At 68.6% G+C, this 24,503-nt stretch carries 21 protein-coding genes; 8 read left to right on the forward strand and 13 right to left on the reverse strand.

Features of this window, described 5'->3' with window-relative positions; genetic code table 11:
- Nucleotides 1-11 precede the first annotated feature (11 nt).
- Both L1Z78_RS23690 and L1Z78_RS23695 read left to right on the forward strand, forming a co-directional pair.
- A complete protein-coding gene (locus tag L1Z78_RS23690; protein WP_234638781.1) occupies nt 12-290 on the forward strand; it encodes a BrnT family toxin in 279 nt (92 codons plus the stop codon).
- Nucleotides 265-567 (forward strand): BrnA antitoxin family protein, encoded by a 303-nt coding sequence (locus L1Z78_RS23695; RefSeq protein WP_234638782.1) that lies wholly within the window; start codon nt 265-267, stop codon nt 565-567. Before L1Z78_RS23690 ends, L1Z78_RS23695 begins: the two co-directional genes overlap by 26 nt.
- 179 nt (nt 568-746) lie before the next feature.
- On the opposite strand, the gene L1Z78_RS23700 is transcribed toward L1Z78_RS23695, so the two are convergent.
- Nucleotides 747-1,493, reverse strand: coding sequence for a GntR family transcriptional regulator (locus L1Z78_RS23700; RefSeq protein WP_234638783.1), 747 nt, complete (start codon nt 1,491-1,493; stop codon nt 747-749).
- A gap of 97 nt (nt 1,494-1,590) precedes the next feature.
- On the opposite strand from L1Z78_RS23700, the gene pcaB reads away from it, so the two are divergent.
- Genes pcaB through L1Z78_RS23715 form a run of 3 tightly spaced genes read left to right on the forward strand, consistent with a single transcriptional unit; the run spans nt 1,591 to nt 5,410 of the window.
- Nucleotides 1,591-2,973, forward strand: a complete 1,383-nt coding sequence (gene pcaB, locus L1Z78_RS23705; RefSeq protein WP_234638784.1) for a 3-carboxy-cis,cis-muconate cycloisomerase — start codon at nt 1,591-1,593, stop codon at nt 2,971-2,973.
- A gap of 36 nt (nt 2,974-3,009) precedes the next feature.
- On the forward strand, nt 3,010-4,005 hold the full coding sequence (locus L1Z78_RS23710) for a tripartite tricarboxylate transporter substrate-binding protein (RefSeq protein ID WP_234638785.1): 996 nt from the start codon (nt 3,010-3,012) through the stop codon (nt 4,003-4,005).
- Between the two features lie 4 nt (nt 4,006-4,009).
- Nucleotides 4,010-5,410, forward strand: a complete 1,401-nt coding sequence (locus L1Z78_RS23715; protein WP_234638786.1) for a class II fumarate hydratase — start codon at nt 4,010-4,012, stop codon at nt 5,408-5,410.
- Nucleotides 5,411-5,416: 6 nt separating this feature from the next.
- On the opposite strand, the gene L1Z78_RS23720 is transcribed toward L1Z78_RS23715, so the two are convergent.
- Together L1Z78_RS23720 and ggt are read right to left on the reverse strand one after the other, a co-directional pair.
- Nucleotides 5,417-6,370, reverse strand: a complete 954-nt coding sequence (locus L1Z78_RS23720; RefSeq protein ID WP_234638787.1) for a tripartite tricarboxylate transporter substrate binding protein — start codon at nt 6,368-6,370, stop codon at nt 5,417-5,419.
- Nucleotides 6,371-7,439: 1,069 nt separating this feature from the next.
- Nucleotides 7,440-9,431 (reverse strand): gamma-glutamyltransferase, encoded by a 1,992-nt coding sequence (gene ggt / locus L1Z78_RS23725; RefSeq protein WP_234638788.1) that lies wholly within the window; start codon nt 9,429-9,431, stop codon nt 7,440-7,442.
- 304 nt (nt 9,432-9,735) lie between these two features.
- Between ggt and L1Z78_RS23730 the strand changes: the two genes are divergently transcribed.
- The gene (locus tag L1Z78_RS23730) at nt 9,736-11,520 is read left to right on the forward strand and encodes an NAD(P)/FAD-dependent oxidoreductase (RefSeq protein WP_234638789.1); all 1,785 of its coding nucleotides are present in this window, start codon (nt 9,736-9,738) and stop codon (nt 11,518-11,520) included.
- Nucleotides 11,517-12,065, forward strand: a complete 549-nt coding sequence (locus L1Z78_RS23735) for a VUT family protein (RefSeq protein ID WP_234638790.1) — start codon at nt 11,517-11,519, stop codon at nt 12,063-12,065. The genes L1Z78_RS23730 and L1Z78_RS23735 overlap by 4 nt, the downstream gene beginning before the upstream one ends.
- On the opposite strand, the gene L1Z78_RS23740 is transcribed toward L1Z78_RS23735, so the two are convergent.
- A complete protein-coding gene (locus L1Z78_RS23740; protein WP_234638791.1) occupies nt 12,066-13,430 on the reverse strand; it encodes an amidohydrolase in 1,365 nt (454 codons plus the stop codon).
- Nucleotides 13,431-13,515: 85 nt separating this feature from the next.
- On the opposite strand from L1Z78_RS23740, the gene L1Z78_RS23745 reads away from it, so the two are divergent.
- Nucleotides 13,516-14,535, forward strand: coding sequence for a GlxA family transcriptional regulator (locus tag L1Z78_RS23745; RefSeq protein WP_234638792.1), 1,020 nt, complete (start codon nt 13,516-13,518; stop codon nt 14,533-14,535).
- A gap of 567 nt (nt 14,536-15,102) precedes the next feature.
- Here L1Z78_RS23745 and L1Z78_RS23750 read toward each other — a convergent pair.
- The 9 genes from L1Z78_RS23750 to L1Z78_RS23790 all read right to left on the reverse strand — a co-directional run bounded on the left by L1Z78_RS23750 (nt 15,103) and on the right by L1Z78_RS23790 (nt 24,492).
- Nucleotides 15,103-16,089 carry a tripartite tricarboxylate transporter substrate binding protein gene (locus L1Z78_RS23750; RefSeq protein WP_234638793.1) on the reverse strand — a complete coding sequence of 329 codons (987 nt, stop codon included), beginning with the start codon at nt 16,087-16,089 and terminating at the stop codon, nt 15,103-15,105.
- 69 nt (nt 16,090-16,158) lie between these two features.
- Nucleotides 16,159-17,088, reverse strand: a complete 930-nt coding sequence (locus L1Z78_RS23755; protein ID WP_234638794.1) for a 2-hydroxyacid dehydrogenase — start codon at nt 17,086-17,088, stop codon at nt 16,159-16,161.
- Between the two features lie 7 nt (nt 17,089-17,095).
- Nucleotides 17,096-17,866 (reverse strand): class II aldolase/adducin family protein, encoded by a 771-nt coding sequence (locus L1Z78_RS23760; RefSeq protein ID WP_234638795.1) that lies wholly within the window; start codon nt 17,864-17,866, stop codon nt 17,096-17,098.
- A 56-nt stretch (nt 17,867-17,922) separates the two neighbouring features.
- Nucleotides 17,923-19,467 carry a class I adenylate-forming enzyme family protein gene (locus L1Z78_RS23765; protein ID WP_234638796.1) on the reverse strand — a complete coding sequence of 515 codons (1,545 nt, stop codon included), beginning with the start codon at nt 19,465-19,467 and terminating at the stop codon, nt 17,923-17,925.
- 86 nt (nt 19,468-19,553) lie between these two features.
- On the reverse strand, nt 19,554-20,540 hold the full coding sequence (locus L1Z78_RS23770) for a tripartite tricarboxylate transporter substrate binding protein (protein WP_234638797.1): 987 nt from the start codon (nt 20,538-20,540) through the stop codon (nt 19,554-19,556).
- A gap of 125 nt (nt 20,541-20,665) precedes the next feature.
- Entirely contained in the window at nt 20,666-21,598 is a 933-nt protein-coding gene (locus L1Z78_RS23775) for an electron transfer flavoprotein subunit alpha/FixB family protein (protein WP_234638798.1), read from the reverse strand.
- 113 nt (nt 21,599-21,711) lie between these two features.
- Entirely contained in the window at nt 21,712-22,461 is a 750-nt protein-coding gene (locus tag L1Z78_RS23780) for an electron transfer flavoprotein subunit beta/FixA family protein (protein WP_012203332.1), read from the reverse strand.
- A 35-nt stretch (nt 22,462-22,496) separates the two neighbouring features.
- Entirely contained in the window at nt 22,497-23,471 is a 975-nt protein-coding gene (locus L1Z78_RS23785) for an NAD(P)H-dependent flavin oxidoreductase (RefSeq protein ID WP_234638799.1), read from the reverse strand.
- Nucleotides 23,472-23,478: 7 nt separating this feature from the next.
- Nucleotides 23,479-24,492 (reverse strand): Bug family tripartite tricarboxylate transporter substrate binding protein, encoded by a 1,014-nt coding sequence (locus L1Z78_RS23790; RefSeq protein ID WP_234638800.1) that lies wholly within the window; start codon nt 24,490-24,492, stop codon nt 23,479-23,481.
- Nucleotides 24,493-24,503 lie beyond the last annotated feature (11 nt).

Consider the following 24,503-nt stretch of genomic DNA (forward strand, 5'->3'; position numbering starts at 1 on the left):
CAATAATTTTCGTGGACATCGAATTCGATCCGGCCAAGGACCTTGCCAACATCGACAAGCACGGCGTCTCGCTAGCCTTGGCTGCGGACATCGATTGGACCGATGTTCTTTGTGTGGCTGACACGCGCCGCGACTACGGTGAAGTGCGCGAAGTGGGCTACACGCTGATGGCATCGCGCTTGTACTCAGTGGTGTTCGTTCAGCGTGGGAACACGATGCGCATCATCGGCTTGCGCAAGGCGAACAGCAGGGAGATTCAGCACTATGAAAAAGCTCGTGAAACACAGTAAGACCGGGATCATCCTCCCCACTGCCGAAGAAGACGCGCAGATCAACCGGGGCATTAAGGCGGATCCGGACGCGATGGAGTTGACCGCTGAACTGGCTGCCAGCTTGCAACCTCTGCGCCGGCGCGGTCGGCCCACGCTGGAGCAACCCAAGCTGTCCATGACCATGCGCGTGGATGCCGATGTGCTGGAGGCCATCAAGGCCACGGGTGCAGGCTGGCAATCCCGCGTCAACCATGTGCTGCGCGAAGCGGTCCGCAAGGGCAAGCTGACCGCATAGCCGCACCGTGGCCAGCAAGTGTGGTGTCCCGTAAATAATGCACAAAAATGAAATCGATGGATCCGTGTTCAGCGCAAGGCGCAAACCGCAGTGATAGCTGTAGCTATCGCGAGGACTTGCAACGCCGCGCTGGACGCGAAGACGCTTTTTTCATGTGCAGGAATTTATGGGACAACACACTAGACACTCGTCAAATCCCGGTCCAGCTGCGTATGCAAGGTATAGCGGCCGGCCGGGTGCAGCGTCACGCTCAGGTCCATCAGCTCCCCATCGGTATCCAGGTAGCGGCGCACGATCTTCAGCGCCGCTGAGCCTGCCGGGGCCTGCAGCTCGTCGGCCAGCGCCCCGGGAATCAGCGCCCCCGACACGGCCTGCCGCACACGGGCGATGCGCAGGCCGTACTGCTGCTCCAGCAGGCTGCTGACCAGCACTTCGGGCGCGGCGCGCACATGCGCGGCCAGCTCCTGGGTGTCGAAGCGCTGCGCATCCACATAGACCACGGTCCAGGCAATCGGCAGGTGCGGCGCCGCGCCATCGCGGCGCAGGCTGCAGATGGCCAGCCAGCGGCTGCCGGCCGGGCAGTCCAGCTCGGCGGCCAGGTCCTGGTCCAGCACCACTTCCTCGATGCGGCGCACCTCGCGCACGTGCGTGGCGCCGAACTGCACCAGATCCTCCAGCGAGGTCAGCGCTTGGCGGTAATGCGCATGGGGCTGGGCCGCCTCCACGCGCGTACCCACCTTCTTGCGCCGCGACACCAGCCCCGACTGCTGCAGCTCGGCAATCGCCGCGCGCACCGTGTGGCGGCTCACACCGTAGCGGTCGCACAGCTCCAGCTCGGTGGGCAGCAGGCCGCCCACGGCGTATTCGCCCGAGGCGATGCGCTCGGACAGGTCGCGCGCCACCTGGGCATAGCGTGTCTCAGCCATGGGCACAGGCCTCCACCCCAGGCAAACCCTGATTCTCGTAATGTACGTACATAAATAAAAATAACGATATGTCCGAACTTAATCGCAAACCTGTTCCATGACCATTCCGTCCTTCACCTCCAGCACCGCCATCGATTCGTTGCTGTTCCGCGACGCCTTCGGCACGCCTGCCATGCGCGCCATCTTCGCCGACAGCGCGCTGGTGTCGCGCTACATCGACGTCGAGGTCGCGCTGGCACGCGCCCAGGGCCGCTGCGGCGTGATACCGGCCGAGGCGGCGCACGAGATCGCGCAGCGCTGCAGCCTCCAGGATCTGGACTTCGAGCTGCTGCGCAAGGAAACCGACATTGTCGGCTACCCCATACTGCCGCTGGTGCACCAGCTGGTGAAGCAATGCGGCGAGGCCGGCCGCTACATCCACTGGGGCGCCACCACCCAGGACATCATGGACACGGCCACCGTGCTGCAGGTGCGCGATGCGCTGGACCTGGTCGATGCCGACATCGCCGCGCTGCGCACCCTCCTGGCCGACCTGGCCGAGCGCCACCGCGACACGCCCATGGCCGGCCGCACCCATCTGCAGCATGCCCTGCCCATCACCTTCGGCTACAAGGCTGCCATCTGGCTGGCCATGTTCGACCGCCATGCCGAGCGACTGAAGGAGCTTCGCCCGCGCGTGCTGGTCGGGCAGTTCGCGGGCGCGGCCGGCACGCTGGCCTCCCTGGGCGGGCGCGGCCTGGAGGTGCAGGCCCTGCTGATGGAGGAACTGGGCCTGGGCGTGCCCGCCACCACCTGGCATGTGGCGCGCGACAGCCTGGCCGAGGCCGTGAACTTCCTGGCCCTGGTCACGGGATCGCTGGGCAAGATCGCCTACGACGTGATGCTGCTGTCGGCCACCGAGTTCGGCGAGGTCTTCGAGCCCTTCGTCACCGGGCGCGGCGCCAGCAGCACCATGCCGCAAAAGCGCAACGCCATCTCCAGCGAGCTGATGCTGGCCGCCTCCAAGGCCGTGCGCCAGCACGCGGGCCTGATGCTGGACGCCATGGTCCAGGACCTGGAACGCGCCACCGGCCCCTGGCATGCCGAATGGGTGGCCCTGCCCGAGAGCTTCGTGCTCACGGCCGGCGCCCTGCACCAGGCGCGCTTCATGCTGGGCGGCCTCATCGTCAACCCCGAGCGCATGGCGCGCAACCTGGACATGACCGAGGGCCTGATCGTGGCCGAGGCCGTGATGATGGGCCTGGCCCCGCACACCGGCCGCCAGCAGGCGCACGACATCGTCTACGCCGCCTGCCGCAGCGTCAACGCCGAAGGCGGCACCCTGGCCGATGCCCTGGCACGCCTGCCCGAGGTCACGGCCCACTTCGACCGCGCCGCCCTGCTGCGCCTGACCGACCCGCGCAACTACCTGGGCGAGGCCCCGCAGATGGTGGACCGCGCCCTGGCGCTGTCCCGCGCCGCGCGCACCCACGGCCACTGACATCCCGACAGAACAACCCATCACAGGAGACAAGACATGCGCATCCCCCTGACCCGCCGGGCCCTGGCCCTGGCGACCACCGTCCTCGCCCTCGCCGCGACCACCCAGGCACAGGCCCAGGGCAACTACCCCGCCAAGCCCCTGACCTGGATCGTGCCCTTTGCCGCCGGCGGCCCCACGGACGCCATGGCGCGCGACATCGCCCAGCGCACCAGCACCCAGCTGGGCCAGCAGATCATCATCGAGAACGTGCCCGGCGCGGGCGGCACCATCGGCGCGGCCAAGGCGGCGCGCGCGGCTCCCGACGGCTACAGCTTCCTGGTCGGCCACATGGGCTACATGGGCGCGGCGCCGTCGCTGTACAAGAAGCTGGCCTATGACCCGGTCAAGGACTTCGAGGCGGTGTTCCGCTTCCCCGACACGCCCCTGGTGCTGCTGGTGGGCAAGGGCTCGCCCTACAAGACGGCCGAGGAACTGGTGGCCTTCGGCCGCAAGAACCCGGGCCGCATCAACTTCGGCAACGCGGGCGTGGGCTCGACCTCGCACCTGGTGGCCGCCCTGTTCGCCAGCCGCGCCCAGATGGAAATCACCCAGGTGGCCTACAAGGGCGCGGCGCCGGCCATGACCGACGTGATCTCGGGCCAGGTCGATGCCATGTTCGACCAGACCAACACCGCCCTGCCCCAGCTGGCGGGCGAGCGCATCCGCGCCATCGCCCTGACCTCGGACCAGCCCATGCCCCAGTTCCCCGGCGCGGCGGCCCTGGGCCAGAAGCTGCTGCCCGGCTTCGAGGCCGCCACCTGGTACGGCATCTATGCACCCAGGGGCACGCCGCGCGACGTGGTGCAGAAGGTCTACCAGGCCTATACCAAGGCCCTGGCCGACAAGGCCTGGACCGACAGGATGGCCGCCCAGGGCATCCGCCTGCTGCCCGCCGAGCAGTACGCGCCCGAGGCCCTGGCGCGCCACACGGCCGCCGAGGTCGAACGCTGGCGCAAGGTGGCGGCCGACGCCAAGATCTCGCTGGACTGACGCCATGGCAGAGCACACACGCACCGAACACGACGCCTTCGGGCCGGTGCTGATCCCGGCCGACCGGCTGTGGGGCGCGCAGACCCAGCGTGCGCGGGAGCTGTTCGCCATCGGCGAGGAGCGCTTTCCCGCCGGCCTGTACCACGCCTTCGGCATCCAGAAGCTGGCCGCCGCGCGCGCCAACCGGCGCCTGGGCGTGCTCGACGACCAGCGCGGCGCCGCCATCGAGGCGGCTGCCACCGAACTGCGCGACGGCCTGCTGGACGCGCACTTCCCGCTGACCATCTGGCAGACGGGCTCGGGCACGCAGACCAACATGAACGCCAACGAGGTCCTCGCCAACCGCGCCAACCAGATGCTGGGCCAGCCCCCGGGCACGCGCAGCCCGGTCCATCCCAACGACCATGCGAATGCCTCGCAGTCGTCCAACGACAGCTTTCCCACGGTGATGCACCTGGCCACGGCGCTGGAGCTGCGCGATCAGCTGCTGCCCGCGCTGGCCCTGCTGCGCCAGCGGCTGCAGGAGCGTGCTCAGGCCTTTGCCGGCGTGCTCAAGGTGGCGCGCACCCATCTGATGGATGCCGTGCCCATGACGCTGGGCCAGAGCTTCGAGGCCTTCGCCTACCAGGTCGGCCATGGCATGGACCGCCTGCAGGCCACCCAGCCCCGGCTGTGGAGCCTGGCCCAGGGCGGCACGGCGGCCGGCACGGGGCTCAACGCGCCGGCCGGATTCGACCGGGTCTTCTGCGAGGAAGTACAGGCGCTCACGGGCCTGGCGGTCACACCCAATCCCTGCAAGTTCGAGGGCATGGCAGCGCACGATGCGCTCATCGAGGTCTCGGGCGCTCTCAACGTGGTGGCCGGTTCGCTGGCCAAGATGGCCAATGACATCCGCCTGCTGGGCTCAGGCCCGCGCTGCGGCCTGGGGGAACTGGTGTTTCCCGACGATGGCCTGAGCTCTTCCATCATGCCGGGCAAGCGCAACCCGACCGTGGCCGAGGTCGTGGTCCAGGCCGCCTACCAGGCCATGGGCAACCATCTCACGGTGACGCTGGCGGGATCGGCCGGCCACTTCGAGCTCAACGTCGCCAAGCCCGTGCTCATCCACCACCTGCTGCGCGCCATGCGCGTGTTGGCCGACGCCGTGCGCGTGTTCGCGGAAAGGCTGGTGGCCGGCCTGCAGGCCAACGCCGGGGCACTGGAGCAGCAGGTCGCGCATTCACTGCTGCAGGCCACCGCCCTCAACCCGGTGCTGGGCTACGACGCCGTGGCACGCATCACGCGAGAGGCCATGGCGCGCGGCACCACGCCGCGCGAGGCGGCCGTGGAGCTGGGCCTTCTCACGGCCCGGGAGTATGACCGGCTGGTGGACCTGCGCGCCATGGCGGGACTGCCGCCGGCCTAGCTGGCATCAATCCTCCAGGCCGATGCCCTGCACGATCTTCTTTTCGTCCTCGAACGCCTTCTTCGCGAACGCCGTGTAGTCCTGGCTGCCCCGGAACTGCGTGCGCACGCCGTAGTTGCCGACCACCTGGCGGAAGGCCGGGTCGTCCATGGCAGCCTTGATGGCGGCTTCGAGCTTGCGCACGATCTCGGGCGGCAGGCCGCGCGGGCCGGCGATGCCCAGGGGCGAGGGCACGTCGAAGGCATAGCCGGCTTCACGGAACGTGGGCACGTTGGCGAAGGCCTCGGGCCGCACCTCCGAGGCCGATGCCAGCGCACGCAGCTTGCCCGAGCTCAGGTACGGCAGCACGGTGTTGGCGAACACGCCGGACTTGATGTGGCCGGCCATCAGCGAGTTCAGCGCCTCGGCATCCCCCTTGAACGGCGCATGCGTGAAGCGTGCGCCCGTGGCCTGCTCCAGCAGCGCCATCACCACGTGGTTGGCCGTGAACTTGCCCGGCGTGCCGTAGTCCACGGCGCCCGGGTTCTTCTTGGCGAACTCGACCAGGTCCTGCACGGTCTTGAACGGCGAGTCCTGCGGCACGGCCAGCACGAAGTCATAGGTCATGTAGGTGGCGATGTAGCTGAGGTCGCGCACCGGGTCGTACTGCACCTTCTGGATGTGCGGCTGGCGGAAGATGCTCACGGGCGACAGCGTGAGCCGGTAGCCGTCGGGCCTGGCCGTGCGCATCTCCATCACGCCCATGGAGGCGCCCGCGCCGGGCTTGTTCTCCACCACCACGGTCTGCCCCAGCTGCCTGCCCATGCCCTGCGCCAGTGCACGCGCCACCACATCGGTCACGCCGCCCGCGCCATAGGGCACGATCAGGCTGATGGGCCGGTTGGGGTAGCTGTCCTGGGCCCATGCACTGGTGGCCAGGGCCGATGCGCACATCCATGCGCCAAACACGCGTCTTTGCATTTCCATCTTCCTCTGAGGCTCACGACAACCGAACTGGCTGCTGTCCAATTTAGAGGGATGCATGCCGACGATGGACTCGGGCAAGCCCGTAGCGTTGGGGCTTCTGGGGAAAACGCGCAGTGCGCCTGCGGGTTGGGGGCTTCGATAGCGGGGGTGGCGTGGTTGCTGGGTTTGCGAGGGGTGGGGAGTGTTTTTGTGCGCATCGCGGTGGGTGGAGCGTGTCCTTGAGGAGACAGCTACAGGGCCGGGCTTGTCGCCGTTCATTGCCTTTTTTGTCCCTGCCGGGTGGTTGTTTTTCGAGGCCGGGTTTCGGCCCGGCGGCCGACCTACTTTCTTGCCGCGCAGCAAGAAAGTAGGCAAAGAAATGCGCCCGAATGCCCGCGACCCCTGCGCTTCGCTACGGGGCAACCTGCGTCGTGGCGGTTGCGGGGTTCGCCGTGAAACTCACTTCGCGCTGCGCGCTGCGTTCAGACAATCACGGCGGGTCAGATGACGAAGCAGTCCTGTCCTGCGGCAGGACTGCAACCCCGCAACCACCACGCCGCAGGCGCGTTCATACGGGGAGCGGGTACGGGCCATCGCTTCGCTTGGCCCCTGGTTTGAACCGCCGAGCGCAGCGACGGCCCGCTGGCTGTTGGCTGTTGGCTGTTGGCTGTTGGCTGTTGGCTGTCCCTTAGCCCTCCCCCTCTGACCACGCCTGCGTTGGGCGGGATGCGGGGTGGCAAGCCTGCCGAAGGACAGGCTTGCTTCGTTGTCTAGCTTGCCGCAGTTGTTTGAGCGGAGCGCGCCAGCGCGCAGCGAGTTCTGCGGCACACCCCGCATCCCGCCCAACGCAGGTCGCCCCGGAGCGCAGCGCAGGGGTCGTGGGCAGTGGGGGCGCGCTTCTTTGCCTACTTTCTTGCCGCGCGGCAAGAAAGTAGGTCGCCTGCCGGGGCGAGACCCGGCCTCTGTCGCCAGAGGCGCGACAGAGTAGAAAACAACCAGCCTGCAAGGTCAAAAAAGCCCAAAAACAAAAAGGCGCCACCAGCCTCAGCCAGCAGCGCCCTCTCACCTGGTCGCCAATGCGCAATCAGCGAACCGTATCGCCCAGCACCAGTCCTTCACGGCGCGGGTCAGCCCCACCTTCCAGCTGAGCCTGCCCATTGCGCTGCACCCGCAGGATGGTGCCGATGCCGCTGGACTGCGCACTGATCGACACCACATGGCCCAGGGCCCGCAGCCCGCTGACCAGCGGATCGTCGTTGCCGCCATTGGCCGTGTTGATGTTCGGGTGCTCGCCGCCCACGTTGGTGGTCGGGCTGTTGGCCGCGCCGAAGTCCACCAGCGACGTGGCCTGCTGGGCATCCAGACCCCAGTCCAGGGCGCCGACCAGGGTCTTGGTCACGTACTGGATGATGGTGCCGCCGCCCGGGGAGCCCGTGGCCATCCTGAAGTCGCCGGGGGTGCCGTCGGCTTTCAGGTCGAACACCAGCGTAGGCGCCATGGAGCTGCGCGGGCGCTTGCCGGGCTGCACGCGGTTGGCGACCGGGCCGTCGGCGGTGCTGGGGATCGCCGCGAAGTCGGTCAGCTGGTTGTTGAGCACGAAGCCGCGCGTGACGTGGAAGGAGCCCATGCTGGACTCCACCGTGGTCGTCATGCTCAGTGCGTTGCCCTTGGCATCGACGATGCTCATGTGCGTGGTGCCGGCCTCCTTGACATCGACCACGCCCTGCGAAGGCGTGCCGAAGTTGCCTGCCTGGGCCGTGCCCATGCTCTTGGTCGTGGAGATCAGCGCGGCGCGCTGGCGCAGGTAGCTCTTGTCCAGCATCCGCGCCGGAGAGCCGCCGGGCAGGGGCACGAAGTCGGTGTCGGCCACGTACTTGTCACGGTCGGCATAGGCCAGGCGCAGGGCTTCGCTGACCAGGTGCACGCCCATCACCGAAGGCTTGCCGCCTTCGCCATCGATGGCGGTGGGCGCATAGGCCTTCAGGTCGAAGTTCTCCAGGATGCCCATGGCCTGGGCCACGGCGATGCCGCCCGAGGACGGCGGCGGCATGCTGCACACCATGTAGCGCGCACGGTAGGTGGTGCACACGGCCTCGCGGCGCTTGGCCTCGTAGCTGGCCAGATCCTGCAGCGTGGTCTTGCCGGGCGTGATGGGTGCTCCGTCCGAGACGGTCTGCGTCACGGCGATCTTGCTGACCATGGCCTGGGCCAGGTCGCCGCGGTAGAAGGCATCGGCACCGCCGTTGGCGATGCTGCGCAGCGTGTCGGCATAGGGCTGGTTGATGAACTTGGCGCCCAATGCCAGCGGCTTGCCCTGGGCATCGAAGTACAGCTTGGCGGCGTCGGCATCGCGCGCCAGTTCCACCTTGGAGCCTTCCAGCGCGGCCGCCATGCGGCCGCTGATCGGGAAGCCCTTGCTGGCCAGGTCGATGCCCGAATTGAACAGCTGCGGCCAGGCGGTCTTGCCGTAGTCCTTGTGCGCGAGTTCCAGCATGCGCACCACGCCCGGCGTACCGATGGAGCGGCCGCTGGCACGCGCCGAGGGCTTGGGCGCCGTCTGGTCGGTGGCATCGTCCACATAGCGCAGGTAATTCTCGGTGGCGGCGGCCGGCGCGGTCTCGCGACCGTCATAGGCCACGACCTTGCCCGTGGCCGCATCGCGGTAGAGCATGAAGGCGCCACCGCCGATGCCGCTCGATTGCGGCTCGACCAGGCCCAGCACCATCTGCACGGCCACGGCCGCATCCACGGCCGTGCCGCCGGACTTGAGCACTTCGCAGCCCGCCTTGGAGGCCAGCGGATTGGCCGTGACCACCATGTACTTGGAGGTGTGCAAGGCCTTCTTTCCGAGGCGATAGCCCGAAGAGGGCTCGGGGGCGGCCGGATCGCCGGGCAGACCCGAGCCCACGACCACGCTGCCATCGCCCGAGGTGATGGCGCAGGCGGCCAGGTCGTCCTGGCCCGATCCGCCGTTGCCGCCACCGCCGCCGCAGGAGGCGAGGAACAGCGGCGTGGCGGCCGCAAGGCCGATCCACTGCCATGCGGGCAGGCGTTGCCTGGAAGGGGGTTGCTTCATGAAATGTCTCCTTGTGGTGCGTGGAATGCGTTGATCTTGTTCACCTGGGGCAGCACCCGCCCGCAGGCTTGTCGCGAGCTTACATCCGTTCCACCACCACTTCGCGCAGATGCAGCCGCCGATGCGGACCGACGGTCCGGCCTCCGGGCGACGGGGCATTCACGCAAATTCCGTACCAAGCGTATGCCCGCGAAATCATCGCCACCTTGAAACCCGGCTCGGCACTGGGATGTGCCTGCCGCCGCCGATGCGAACGCCCGCTTTGCCTTACCATCGCCGACCCTCTGCTTGATAGTTACAAGCCATGATCCGTGTCTCCGAATTGAAGCTTCCCCTCTCGGCGGTGCAATACCACCCCGAGAACCACACCGAATACCTGCCCCTGGAGCCGCTGCGGGCGCTGGCCGCACGCCAGCTGGGCATTGCCGAGGAGGCCATCGCCTCGGTGCATGTGCACAAGCGCAGCTTCGATGCGCGCAAGTCCGAGCTGCTGGCCGTCTACATCGTCGATCTGACGCTGGCCGACGAAGGCCGGGAAGCCGCGCTGCTGGAACAGTTCGCCGGCCACGCCCATGTGAACCCCACGCCCGACATGCGCTGGCATCCCGTGGGCCAGGCACCTGCCGGCCTGCAGCGCCGGCCCGTGGTCGTGGGCTTCGGGCCCTGCGGCATCTTCGCGGCCCTGGTGCTGGCGCAGATGGGTTTCCGGCCCATCGTGATCGAGCGCGGCCGCCAGGTGCGCGAGCGCACGCAGGACACCTGGGGCCTGTGGCGCAAGCGCGAGCTGCAGCCCGAGTCCAACGTGCAGTTCGGCGAAGGCGGCGCCGGCACCTTCTCCGACGGCAAGCTCTACAGCCAGATCAAGGACCCGCGCCACCTGGGCCGCAAGGTCATGCAGGAGTTCGTCACCCATGGCGCACCGCCCGAGATCCTCTATGCCGCGCATCCGCACATCGGCACCTTCAAGCTGGTGAAGGTGGTCGAGGGCATGCGCGAGGAAATCATCCGCCTGGGCGGCGAGATCCGCTTCGGCCAGCGCGTGTGCGACATGCGCATCGAAGGCGAAGGCGAGGACCGCCGCCTCACCGCCCTGGAGGTGCTGGACCAGGACAGCGGCGAGCGCCAGTGGCTGGAGACCGACCATGCCGTGATGGCCCTGGGCCACAGCTCGCGCGACACCTTCGCCATGCTCTACGAGCGCGGCGTGCACATGGAGGCCAAGCCGTTCTCCGTAGGCTTTCGCATCGAGCACCCGCAAAGCGTCATCGACCGCGCACGCTGGGGCCGGCATGCCGGCCATCCGCTGCTGGGCGCGGCCGACTACAAGCTGGTGCACCACGCCAGCAACGGCCGCGCGGTCTACAGCTTCTGCATGTGCCCGGGCGGCACCGTGGTCGCGGCCACCAGCGAGCCCGAGCGCGTGGTGACGAACGGCATGAGCCAGTACTCGCGCGCCGAGCGCAACGCCAACGCGGGCATGGTCTGCGCCATCGACCCCGCCGACTACCCGCGCGATGCCAAGAGCTTCGCCTGGGCCTTCGACGGCAAGACCCACGGCGTGGAAGACCTCAAGGACGGCGAGCTGCACCCCCTGTCTGGCATCGTGCTGCAGCGCCAGCTGGAGACCAAGGCGTATCTGCTGGGCGGGCGCAACTACAACGCGCCGGGCCAGCTGGTGGGAGACTTCATCGAGGGCAGGGAATCCGCCGAACTCGGCGAGGTCGAGCCCTCCTACAAGCCCGGCATCACGCTGACCAACCTGCACCACGCCCTGCCCGCCTATGCCATCGAGGCCATGCGCGAGGCCCTGCCGGCCTTCGGCAGGAAGCTGCGCGGCTACGACATGCGCGATGCTGTGCTCACCGGCGTGGAAACACGCACCTCCTCGCCCGTGAAGATCGGCCGCGGCGCCGACTTCCACAGCCTGAACACGCGCGGCCTGTACCCGGCCGGCGAGGGCGCCAGCTACGCGGGCGGCATCCTGTCGGCCGGCGTGGACGGCGTCAAGGTGGGCGAGGCCGTGGCCTGCGCCATCCTCGGGCTGCCCCTGCCCTCGTCCGGAGCAAGAAGCTCAGGCGGCGCGGCATGACCAGCCGCTTCACCACCCCGTCGCGCACCCAGCTGCTGGCCGCCATCGCGGCCATGGGCGTGGTGGTGCTGTCGTCCAACATCCTGGTGCAGTACGCCATCAACGACTGGCTGACCTGGGGTGCCATCACCTATCCGTTTGCCTTCCTGGTGAGCGAGCTGGTCAACCGCAGCTTCGGCCCGCAGCAGGCCCGGCGCGTGGCCTGGGTGGGCTTTGCCGTGGCCGTGGCGGCCTCGCTGGTGCTGGCGCCGCCGCGCATCGCGCTGGCCTCGGGCGCGGCCTTCATCGCCTCGCAGTGGCTGGACATCGGGGTCTTTCACCGCCTGCGCGCGGGCCGCTGGTGGCGTGCCCCGCTGGTGGCCACGCTGCTGGCCGCCTGCCTGGACACCTTCCTGTTCTGGAGCATCGCCTTCGCGGGCGCCGCCGAGCCCTGGGTGACCTGGGCCCTGGGCGACCTGGGCGTCAAGCTGGTGCTGGGCGTGGCGCTGCTGCTGCCCTTTCGCCTGGCCATCGCCCGGTGGTGGCGGGCAACGGCAGCGCACTGATCAAGGGTTGCGTTGCAGGTAGTCCACGGCCAGCGCGGCCAGTGAGCGCGCGCCCGTGGGCAACTGCTTCTCGTCGATGTCGAACAGCGGCGAGTGGTTGGACGGTGCCTTGCTGAAATCCTGGCCTGCCGGCGGCGCGCCCAGGAAGTAGAAGAAGCCCGGCACCACCTTCTGGAACTCCGAGAAATCCTCGGAGCCGCTGACCTTGGGAATCACCATGGCCTTGCCGCCCATGGCCAGCTTGAGCGCGGGCAGCGAGGCCTCGGTCAGCGCGGCGGGGTTGGTGGTCACCGGATAGGCCACGGGACCGAAGCGCACCTTGGCCTTGGCACCGCTGGAGGCAGCGATCTGCTCGGCCGTGGCCGCGATGCGCTTGTGCGCCTCCTGGCGCATGTCCTCGTCGAAGGTGCGCAGCGTGCCCTGCATCTCCACGTTGTCCGGAATGATGTTGTAGCGCGTGCCGCCCTGGATGGAGCCGATCGTCAGCACGGCCGGCTCCAGGCTGATGTTGAGCTGGCGGCTGACCACGGTCTGCAGGCCCAGCACCACCTGGCTGGCCGCGACGATGGGATCGACCGCATTCCACGGCGACGAGCCATGGCCGCCCCGGCCCTCGACCTGGATGCTCAGGCTGTCCGAGCCCGCCATCAGCGGCCCGCTGCGGTAGCCCACCATGCCCGAGGGCAGGTTGGCCGTGATGTGCAGGCCGTAGATGGCCTGCACGTCCTTGAGCACGCCGGCCTCCACCATGGCCTTGGCGCCGAAGCTGGGCACATGGCCGTGGGCATCGGCCTCCACCGGGGCGCCTTCCTCGGCGGGCTGGAAGATGAACTTCACCGTGCCCGGCAGCTTCGCGCGCATGCCGGCCAGCGCCTCGGCCGCGCCCATGAGCATGGCCACATGGGCATCGTGCCCGCAGGCATGCATGACCGAAACCTCCTTGCCCATGTACTGGGCCTTGGCCTTGGAGGCAAAGGGCAGGCCGGTCTTCTCGGCCACCGGCAGCGCATCCATGTCGGCACGCAGCGCCACGGTCTTGCCCGGCAGTCCGCCGCGCAGCACGCCGACCACGCCCGTGCCGCCCACGCCGGTCTGCACCTCCATGCCCAGGCGGCGCAGGTGATCTGCCACGAGTTTTGCCGTGCGCTCCTCCTGGCCCGACAGCTCGGGGTGCTGGTGGATGTCGCGGCGCCAATCCACCATCTTGGGCGCCAGCGGCTGGATGGCGGCATCCAGGGCGGCCAGGCCCTGGGCATCGAGCCCCTGGGCCGAGGCGGCGAGCGGCAGGCCGGCGGCCAGCAGACCGGCGGCCAGGGCGATGGAACGGAAGCGGGAACACTGCGTCTGGGGCATCTTCGTGACCATGAAAGAGTGGCTGAAGCAGCCATGCTAAGAGTGAAGCTTGCGTGACAGGCACGGCAGAATCGCCATTCAAGGAGCCAAAACCGCCATGCCCAAGACCTTCGTCGTCGAACTGCCCTGCCTGGAGCACAGCGCCATCGGCCATGCCGCCCACCTGGTCGAGATGCTGCGCAACGCCAACCTGCTGGCGGACCTGCGGCTGGGCCGGCGCGCCCCGCGCTTCGGCTGGCGCTGGGTGGACGACCAGGGACGGTCATTGCCCCAGCTCCCCTACGCGGCCGAAGGTGCCGCCACCGACGGTCCGGCACAGGCGCTGTTCCTGAGCGCGCTGCACCGCCCCGACATTCCCTCCATCCGCGAGATCGTCGCGGCGCATCCCGCCCTGGTGCGGCGCGTCGCCACGGCCTTCGACCAGGGATTGGCCGTCTGCACGCAGGGCGGTGCGGCCTGGTTCGCTGCGGCCAGCGGCCGCTGCGAGGGCCGGCGCGTGGCCCTGCCCTGGTATTTCATGGGTGGCTTCGGCCTGGACTTCCCAGGCATCGCCCTGGCGGAGGGCCAGCCCTTCGTGGACGACAGGCCCTGGCTCAGCGCCTCCCACCCCGAGGCCTTGGCCCCCATGGCCGTGGCGCTCACGCGCCATGCCTTCGGCGACGACCTGGCGGCGGCACTGGCCGCCGTGCTCCAGCCCGATCCAGAGCGCGAACGCACCACCCACGCCGCCCTGCGGGACCGCCGCATTCCCGCCACGCGCACCAGCGTGCTGGCCCATGCCATCGCCTGGCTGGAGGCGCGCGTGGAGCAGCCCTATGACCTGCCTGCCCTGGCCGATGCGGTCTCGACCAGCCCGCGCACGCTGCTGCGCCACTTCCAGCAGGAGCTGGGCCACAGCCCGCTGGACCACCTGCACCGCCTGCGCTGCGCACGCGCACGGGTGCTGCTGGAGATCACGCTGGAGAGCGTGCCCTCCGTGGCGCTGGCCTGCGGATATGGGGATGCCTCGGCGTTTCGGCGGGTGTTCTTGCGGTATGTGGGAATGGCGCCTGCGGCCTATCGGGAAAGGCATGCGTTGAGGGCGCCGAGGAGGCGGTGGAGGGTGGGCGCTTCTTGATTGGTTTTGCCCCTGCCGGGTGGTTGCTTTTCGAGGCCGGGTCTCGGCCCGGCGGCCGACCACCTTTCTTGGTCGCCAAGAAAGGTGGCCAAAGAAGGCGACCCCGAATGTCCGCGACCCTCCGCTTCGCTGCGGGCAACCTGCGTCGTGGCGGTTGCGGGGTTCGCCGTGAAACTCTCTTCGCGCTGCGCGCTACGCTCAAACATCACGGCGAGTCAGATCACGAAGCAGTCCTGTCCTTCGGCAGGACTGCAACCCCGCAACCACCACGCCGCAGGCGCTGACATACGGGGAGTTGGTACGGGCCTTCGCTTCGCTCGGCCCCTGGTTTGAAGCCGAGCGGAGCGATGGCGCCGGCTGTTGGCTGTTCCCCAGCCTCCCCCCTTCTGCCCAACGCAGGTCGCCCGCAGCGAAGCGGAGGGTCGTGGGCAGTGGGGCGCGCTTCTTTGCCCCGCTTTCTTGTCGCGCGACAAGAAAGCGGGTCGGCCGCCGGGCCGAACCCCGGCCCCGAAAAACAACCACCCGGCAGGGTCAAAAAACAAAAAACGGACCAGCGGACCAAAAAACCTAGTCCACCGTCACCTTCGCCTCCCGAATCACCCTCCCCCACTTCTCCGTCTCCGCAGCAATGAACCGATCACACTCCTCGGGAGTGGACCCCTCCGCAAACGTCCCCATCACCTGCTCCAGCCGCTGCGACACCTCCGCACTGCGAATGATCCGCGACACCTCGGCGGACATGCGCTGCACGATCTCGCGCGGCAAGCCGGCCGGCGCGATCATGGCGGCCCAGGTGCTGCCCAGCAGGCCGTCGTAGCCCTGCTCCACGAAGGTCGGCACCTCGGGCAGCGCGGCCAGGCGCTTGTCGCTGGCCACGCCGATGAGGCGGATGCGACCGGCCTTGGCGGGCTGGATCAGGTTGGGCGGCGGGTCCAGGAACAGCGGAATCTGGCCACCCATGAGGTCGGCCAGCGCGGGCGCGGCGCCCTTGTAGGGGACGTGCACCATGTCGGTCTTGGTGAGCAGCTTCATCAGCTCGGTGGTCAGGTGGGCGCTGGAGCCGCTGCCCGAGGAGCCGAAGCCCACCTTGCCGGGGTGGGCCTTGGCGTAGGCGATCAGCTCCGCCGTGGTCTTGAAGGGCGCGTTCATGGCCACGGCCGCGACCAGGGGCGAGACGCCCATGAGCGATACGCCGACCAGGTCCTTCTTCGGGTTGTAGGGCAGCTTGGGGTAGAGCGTGGTGTTGGCCGCATAGGCCGCGATGACCACGCCGAAGGTGTGCCCGTCGGGCACGGCCTTGGCGATCTGGTCCACGCCGATGATGCTGTTGGCGCCGGGCTTGTTCTCCACGATGACGGGCTGGCCCAGGGCCTTTTGCAGGCCCAGTTGCACGAGGCGCGCCATCTGGTCGGTGAAGCCGCCTGCGGTATACGGAACGATGATGCGGATGGGCTTGGAGGGCCAGGGGCTCTGCGCCCAGGCCGAGGGAGCGAGCGCGGTGGCTGCCGCTGCTGCGGTCGATTGCATGAAGCCGCGGCGGGATGTCGATGGCATGGATGTCTCTTGGTTCTTGTACAGCGAAAAAACGCCGCGCGACAGCGCGGCGTTCGGCGGGAAAAGGGCTCAGTATCCCCGGCCCACGTCCACCAGGTTGAGCAGGTGCTCTCCCGCGCGCAGGCGGCGCAGGTTCTCCAGGCACTGGCGGGCCACGGTGTCGGCCGAAGCCTGGGCCGCGATGTGCGGCGTGACGAAGGCCTTGGGGTGCTGCCAGACCTTGTTGCCGGGCTGGGGCGGCTCCTCGCGCAACACGTCCAGCGCGGCGCCAGCCAGGTGGCCTTCGTCGAGCAGGGCCAGCAGGTCATCTTCCACCACCTGCTCGCCGCGCCCCACGTTGATGAAGTAGGCGCCGCGCGGCAGCAGGGACAGGGTGCGGCGGTCCAGCAGGTCGCGCGTCTCGGGCGTGAGCGGCAAGGCGCAGACCAGGATGTCGCTGGTGGACAGTAGTTGCTCAAGGCCCTGGGCGCCGCTGTGCGTGGCCAGGCCGGGAAGGTTCTTGGCGCTGCGGCTCCAGCCCGCCACGGGATAGCCGATGGCCTGCAGGGCGCCGGCCACGAAGCGGCCCACTTCGCCCAGGCCCAGGATGCCCACGCGGCATTCGGCGCTGGCGCGCACGGGGCGGCGCAGCCAGTCGCCGGCCTGCTGCTGGCGCGCGAACAGGTCCAGCTCGCGCGTGTGGCGCAGCGCGGTGCCGACCACGTACTGGGCGATCTCCACATGCTGCTGCGGATCGACGGTGCGCGCCACGGGCAGGCCAGCCGGCAGGTCGGGCACGGCCAGCAGCTTGTCCACGCCCGCGCTGGGTGCGCACAGCAGCTTCAGGCCCGGATAGGCCGGCAGCACGCCCGGCTTGAGGCTCCAGGCGAGCATGGCCTCGACCGCGTCGGCCGGCGCCTCGTCGCGACTCGCCCAGACGGGTACGTCGGGCGCCAGCGCGCGCAGCGCATCGACGATGGGCGCGCCCATGCTCGGGTGGATGTTGACCAGGATTCCCATGTTTCTTTCAGTCCTTGTAGCTCGGATCGATTCGATCAAGACGGCGCAGCAGGCCAGGCCAGGCCAGGCCCGCGCCCTTGCCCTTGGTGACCTGGCGCGACTGGTTGACCGCATCGCTGATGATGTCCTGCGGGATGCGGGTCAGCTCGCCGCCGCCCGACTGCGCCAGGATCTGGATGCGGCAGGCCGACTCCAGCGTGTACATGGCCAGCACGGCCTCGGCCACGTTGCGGCCGCAGGTCAGCAGGCCGTGGTTGCGCAGGATGAGGAAGTTGCTGTCGCCCAGGTCGTCGACCAGGCGCGGTTTCTCGTCGTCGCGCAGGGCCACGCCTTCGTAGTCGTGGTAGGCCAGGCGCGCCAGCGGAAAGATGGACTGCTGCGAGATGGGCAGCAGCCCCTCCTTCTGCGCCGAGACGGCCACGCCGTGGCGCGTGTGCGTGTGCAGCACGCACTGCACCTCGGGGCGGCCGTCGTGGATGGCGCTGTGGATGACGAAGCCGGCCGGGTTGACGTCGTACTCGGTCTCCATCAACGGCCGGCCTTCGTGATCGACCTTGACCAGGCTGGAGGCCGTGATCTCGTCGAACAGCATGCCGTAGGGGTTGATCAGGAACTGGTCGGGCTGGCCCGGCACGCGCGCCGAGATGTGGGTGAAGATCAGGTCGTCCCAGCCGAAGTGGGCGACCAGCCGGTAGGCGGCGGCCAGCTCGATGCGGGTCTGCCATTCCTCGGCCGTCACCTGGCGGCGGACCTCGGACATCGTGGTGTCGTTGCTCATGGGGTGTACCTCTTGGTGGACGTGGTGGACATCGTTTGGAGAAAGCATCCGCCGGTTCAGCGCCCCGTCGCGTACTGGTCGCGCAGCTCGCGCTTGAGCACCTTGCCGATGGCGCTGCGCGGCAGCTCGGCAATGAAGCGCAGGTCCGCCAGGCGCTGGGTCTTGCCAGCCTGCTGGTTGTACCAGCCCATGATCTCCTCGGGCAGGGCCGCCTGCCCCGTGCGCGACACCACGTAGGCCACGGGCGTCTCGCCCCATTGCTCGGAGGGCACGCCGACCACGGCCACGTCCTCCACGGCCGGGTGGGCGCGCAGCTGGGCTTCCAGGTCGCTGGGGTAGATGTTGAAGCCGCCGCTGATGATCATGTCCTTGCGGCGGTCGAACAGGGTGAGGAAGCCGTCGGCATCGAACCGGCCCACGTCGCCCGTGCGGATGAAGCGCTTGCCCGTGGGGTCGAACCATTCGGCCTCGCGCGTCTTGGCGGGCTGGCCGTGGTAGCCGGTCATCATGCTGGCCGAGTGGCCCACGACCTCGCCATCCTGGCCGGGTCCGACCTCGCGGCCTTCCTCGTCGATGAGGCGGATGTCATGGCCTTCGGCGGGCTTGCCCACGGTGTGCAGCTTGTCAGGGTGCAGGTGGGCTTCGAGGATGCAGGTGCCGCCACCTTCGGTCATGCCGTAGAACTCGGTCAGGCTGCCGGGCCAGCGCGCCACCACGTCGGCCTTGAGCTCGGCACGGAACGGAGCGCTGGTGCAGAACTTGGCGCGGAAGCTGGACAAATCATGCTCGCCAAACTGCGGCAGCGCCATGATGCGCTGGTACTGCACGGGCACCAGCATGGTGTGGGTGACGCGGTGCTGCTGGGCCAGTTGCAGGTAGCGGGCCGCATCGAACTTTGGCATCAGCACCACGCAGCCGCCGCTGCCCAGCGTGGGGAAGAACACCACCAGCGTGGTGTTGGAATACAGCGGCGTGGCCAGCAGCGTCGTGCCCTCGGGGCCGTAGCCATAGACGCTGCCCCGGTTGATGTGGGCCCAGCGCATGCCGTGCGACTGCACGATGCCCTTCGGAACCCCCGTGGTGCCCGAGGAATAGATGATGTTGAACGCCGCGGCCGGCTCCACGCTGACTGGGGCGGGCTGCGCGCCTTCGGGCGCCAGCCAGTCCTCGAAGGCGCCGCCCGGCGCCACGCCGTCCAGCGAGATGCATTGCAGGCCGGCGTCGGCGGGCACCAGGTCCTGGGCCGCCTTGTCCAGGAACAGGTGGCGCGCCTGGGCATCGCGCAGCATGGAGGCCAGGCTGTCGGCCGTGGACGATGGTGCCAGCGGCGCCACCACCACGCCCGCGCGCAGGGCGCCGAGGAACAGCGCGGCATAGCGCACCGAGTTCAACGCGCAGATGGCGATCGCCTGGCCAGGCTGCACGCCGTCGCGCTGCAGCGCGGCGGCCACGCTGTCCATGAGGGCGTCAAGCTGCGCGTAGCTCAGCGTCTGCTGGTCGTCGCGCAGCGCGGCATGGCCGGGCTGCTGGCGCGCATGGGCGCGGATCAGCTCGGCCAGCGGGGTGAATGGCGCATCGGGCGAAGGCAGGGAGACAATCATGAGGGGCTCCGTTTCACGAATTCACGAATCTCAAGCGGACTGCGCCCGCGAGCCCCATGGCCCTGCGGGCGCATTGGAGGGCAGGCCTACTTGGCGGCCAGGCCCAGGCGGTCGATCAGGACCTTGTCCTTGGCAAAGGCGTCCTTGGCCCATTGCGCATAGTCGGCGCCCGAGCGGTACCAGGCGTCCTGGTTGAGCTGCTTGAGCACTTCGACGTGGCGCGGATCGTCCATGGCCTTCTTGAAGGCGTCGTGCAGCTTGCGCACCACGGCCGGGTCCATGCCCTTGGGGCCCGCCAGGCCGTAGGGCGAGGTGGAGACCACGCCATAGCCCAGCTCCTTGGCCGTGGGCACTTCGGGCCAGCGCTGGGTGCGCTTTTCGCCGAAGGTCATGAGCAGGCGCATCTGGCCGCCGTCCACATAGGTGTCCCAGCCCGAGGCATCGCTTTGCGCGGCCACATGGCCGCCCAGCAGGGCCTGCTGCAGGTCGGCGTTGCCCTTGAAGGGCACGTGGTTGAGCGTGACCTTGGCGTTCTCGGCCAGTTCCTCCATCAGCAGGTGGGGCGAGGAGCCGATGCCGGTGGAGCCGTACTCGATCTTGCCGGGGCTCTTGCGCGCGGCGGCAATGTACTCGTTGAAGCTCTTGTAGGGCGAGTCCGAGCGCACCGTGAAGCCGAAGGTATAGCCCGAGACGCCGATGATGTAGGTGAAGTCGGTGAGCGGGTTCCAGGCCGTCTTCTGCATGTGGGCCATGCGCAGCATGGACATGGGGAACTGGGTGATGGTGTAGCCGTCGGGCCGGGCGGTGCGCGCCATGTTGCCCGGACCCAGCGTGCCGCCCGCGCCGGGCTTGTTCTCCACGATGATGGGCTGGCCCAGCTGCTTGCCCGCGATGTCGGCCAGGGTGCGCATGTGGCGGTCGGTGGAGCCGCCTGCGGGGAAGGGCACGATCAGCGTGATCGGCCGCGTGGGAAAGTCGGTGGCCTGGGCCCAGGCGGGCGCGCTGGCGCCGGTGGCGGCCACAAAGGCTGCAGCCGCGAGCGCGAAGCCGCGGCGGCCAATGGAAATCTGCATGTCTGTCTCCTGCATCTCTGAACCAGGTGAGGCCGGGGCACATGCCTTGTGTGCCGCTCTGGCCAGGGCCCGGATGCTTCACCCGGGCCCGTTGGCACCGCCTCCCGGTGCGGTGTCTTGCGTTCTTACAGCGACTGCACCAGCTCGGGCACGGCCTGGAACAGGTCGGCTTCCAGGCCGTAGTCGGCCACCGAGAAGATCGGCGCCTCGGGGTCCTTGTTGATCGCCACGATCACCTTGGAGTCCTTCATGCCGGCCAAGTGCTGGATGGCGCCGGAGATGCCGGCCGCGATGTACAGCTGGGGCGCGACGATCTTGCCGGTCTGGCCCACCTGCAGGTCGTTGGGCGCATAGCCCGCGTCCACCGCCGCGCGGCTGGCGCCGATGGCGGCGCCCAGCTTGTCGGCCAACGGGGTCATGACCTCGTTGAACTTCTCGCTGCTGCCCAGCGCGCGGCCACCGGAGACGATGATCCTGGCCGCCGTCAGTTCGGGGCGGTCGTTCTTGGTCACCTCGCGGCCCACGAAGCTGCTCTTGCCGTTGTCGCCGGCCGCTGCCAGCTGCTCGACCTGGGCGCTGCCGCCGGTGGCTGCGGCTGCATCAAAGCCCGTGCCGCGCACGGTGATCACCTTGATCTTGTCGCCGCTTTGCACCGTGGCAATCGCGTTGCCCGCGTAGATGGGGCGCTCGAAAGTGTCGGCACTGGCCACCTTGGTGATGTCGCTGATCTGGGCCACATCGAGCTTGGCCGCCACGCGCGGCGCGGCGTTCTTGCCGCTGGCCGTGGCGGGGAACAGGATATGGCTGTAGTTGCCGGCAATGGCCAGCACTTGCGCTGCCAGGTTCTCGGCCAGGCCGTCCTTGAGGCTTGCGCCATCGGCATGGATGACCTTGGACACGCCAGCGATCTGGGCCGCAGCCTGCGCGGCGGCGCCGGCATTCTCGCCAGCGACCAGCACGTGCACGTCGCCGCCGCAGGCAAGCGCCGCCGTGACGGTGTTCAGCGTGGCGCTCTTGATCGAAGCGTTGTCGTGTTCTGCAATAACCAGTGCAGTCATGGAATTCCTTTCAGTTCAATGCTTGAGCGGCGCCGGGCCGCCCCAAGCCGCGAGGGCCCCCTTGGGGGGCAGCGGACCTTGCGCATGCAAGGGGAGCGTGGGGGCCTGTTGCTTTAGATCACTTTGGCTTCGTTCTTGAGCTTGGACACCAGCGTGGCAACGTCCGGCACCTTGACGCCAGCGCCGCGCTTGGCGGGCTCGGCCACCTTGAGCGTCTTCAGGCGCGGGGCCACGTCGACGCCCAGCTCTTCAGGCTTGACCGTGTCCAGCTGCTTTTTCTTGGCCTTCATGATGTTGGGCAGCGTGACATAGCGCGGCTCGTTCAGGCGCAGGTCGGTGGTGATGACGGCCGGCAGGCTCAGGGCCAGGGTTTCCAGGCCGCCGTCGACTTCGCGCGTCACATTCACCTTGTCACCGGCCACTTCGACCTTGGAGGCGAAGGTAGCCTGGGGCAGGTCGGCCAGGGCCGCCAGCATCTGGCCGGTCTGGTTGGCGTCGTCGTCGATGGCCTGCTTGCCCAGGATGATGAGGCCGGGCTGCTCCTTGTCCACCAGGGCCTTGAGCAGCTTGGCCACGGCCAGGGGCTGCAGCTCCTCGGTGGTCTCCACCAGGATGCCGCGGTCGGCACCGATGGCCATGGCCGTGCGCAGGGTTTCCTGGCACTGGGCCACGCCGCAGGAGACGGCGATGACTTCGGTGGCCACGCCCTTTTCCTTCAGGCGCACGGCTTCCTCGACGGCGATTTCGTCGAAGGGGTTCATGCTCATCTTGACGTTGGCGATGTCCACGCCCGTGCCGTCCGACTTCACGCGGACCTTCACGTTGTAGTCCACGACACGTTTGACGGGTACAAGGATTTTCATGAGAAAGCTCTTTTCTGGTTTTGAAAGGTTCAGGGTCAGCGGGCCAGACCGGCCAACCGCTCGTTGATCAGTGCATGGGCCTGGGCCATGATGCCGTCGATCAGTTGCTGCACCGTGGGCACGTCGTGGATCAGGCCGGCCACCATGCCGCAGGACCAGACGCCCGCGTCCATGTCGCCGTCATGCATGATGCGCGGATAGACGCCGGCCACTTCGGGCGCGATGTCGGCGAAGGTGATGGCCGAGCCCAGCTCGCGCTCCTTTTGCAGCAGGCGTTCGGTGGCCGGGTTGGTCAGCACGCGCTCGGTGTTGCGCAGCGGGCGCATGACCAGGCGCGTGTCCAGCTCGCTGGCCGCGACGATGGCCTGCTTGACGTTGTCGTGCACGGGCGCTTCCTGGGTGGCAATGAAGCGCGTGCCCATGTTGATGCCCTCGGCGCCCAGCGCCAGCGCAGCCACCAGCGAGCGGCCGTCGGCCATGCCGCCCGAGGCGACAAAGGGAATCTTCAGTTCTTCGGCCGCGCGCGGCAGCAGGATGAAGTTGGGGATGTCGTCCTCGCCCGGATGGCCGCCGCATTCGAAGCCGTCCACGCTGATGGCGTCGCAGCCGATGGCCTCGGCCTTGAGCGCGTGGCGCACCGAGGTGCACTTGTGGATGACCTTGATGCCGGCCTCCTTGAGCGCGGGCAGCCATTTCTGCGGGTTGTTGCCTGCCGTCTCCACGACCTTGACGCCGCCTTCGATGATGGCCTTGACGTAGCCCGGATAGTCGGGCGGGTTGACCGAGGGCAGGAAGGTCAGGTTGACGCCGAAGGGCTTGTCCGTCATCTCGCGGCAGCGCGCGATCTCGCGCGCCAGCAGCTCGGGCGTGCGCTGGGTCAGGCCCGTGATGATGCCGAGGCCGCCCGCGTTGGAGACGGCGGAGGCCAGCTCGGCCAGGCCCACATGGTGCATGCCCCCCTGGATGATGGGGTGCTCGATGCCGAAGAGTTCGGTGATGCGTGTCTTCATGTCCGTGTCACTCCACTGCGATGCCCTTGTCGCGGATCAGCTGGCCCCAGCGGGTGTAGTCCTGCTGGATGCGCTGGCCCAGCTGGGCGGGGTTCTGGAAGGCGGCGATGGCGCCGGCGTTGAGCAGCTTGCTCTGGATGTCCTTGTCGGCCAGGATCTGCTGGACCTCGCTGGCGATGCGGTCGACCACGGCCTTGGGCGTGCCCTTGGGCGCGAGCAGGCCGCCCCAGGAGACGGCGTCATAGCCCTTGATGCCCTGCTCGGCGATCGTCTTCGTGTCGGGCAGCATGCTCACGCGCTGGGGCGATCCCACGGCGATGGCGCGCAGCTTGCCGGCCTGGATGTGGGGCAGCGCGGCCACGAGGTCGGCATACATGATGGGCACCTGGCCGCCGATGGTGTCGGTGATGGCGGGCACGCCGCCCTTGTAGGGCACGTGCTGCATGTCGAAGCCGGCCATCTGCTTGAGCAGCTCCATGCTCAGGTGGCCGAAGCTGCCGGCGCCCGAGCTGGTGTAGTTCAGCGCGGTCTTCTGGGCCTTGGCATGGGCGATCAGGCTCTTGAGGTCGGTGACGTCGGGCAGCAGCGTGGGATTGACCACGATGACGATGGGCAGGTCATAGACCGTGGCCACGGGCGTGAAGTCCTTGACGGTGTCGTAGCCGGCCTTCTTGTACAGGTGCGGCGCCAGCAGCGTGGGCGTGGCCAGCATCATCAGCGTATAGCCGTCGGCCGGGCTCTTGGCGACCTGCACGGCCGCGATGGAGCCGGAGGCGCCGGGGCGGTTTTCCACCACCACGGTCTGCTTGAGGCGCTCGCCCAGCTTCTGGCCCACGATGCGCGATGCCGTATCGGTGGGTCCGCCCGCCGGGAAGGGCACGACCAGCCGCAGCATCTTGCTGGGCCAGTCGGTCTCGGCCAGCGCGCCGCCGGCCATTCCGGCCAGCAGCGGCGCGGCGGCCAGTGCCAGAACGCTGCGCCGCGTGGGGCGTGCCGGGGATGCGGGATTGCGCGTGTACATGAAGTCTCCTC

The sequence above is a fragment of the Delftia tsuruhatensis genome (assembly GCF_903815225.1).
Classification (GTDB): domain Bacteria; phylum Pseudomonadota; class Gammaproteobacteria; order Burkholderiales; family Burkholderiaceae_C; genus Comamonas; species Comamonas tsuruhatensis_A.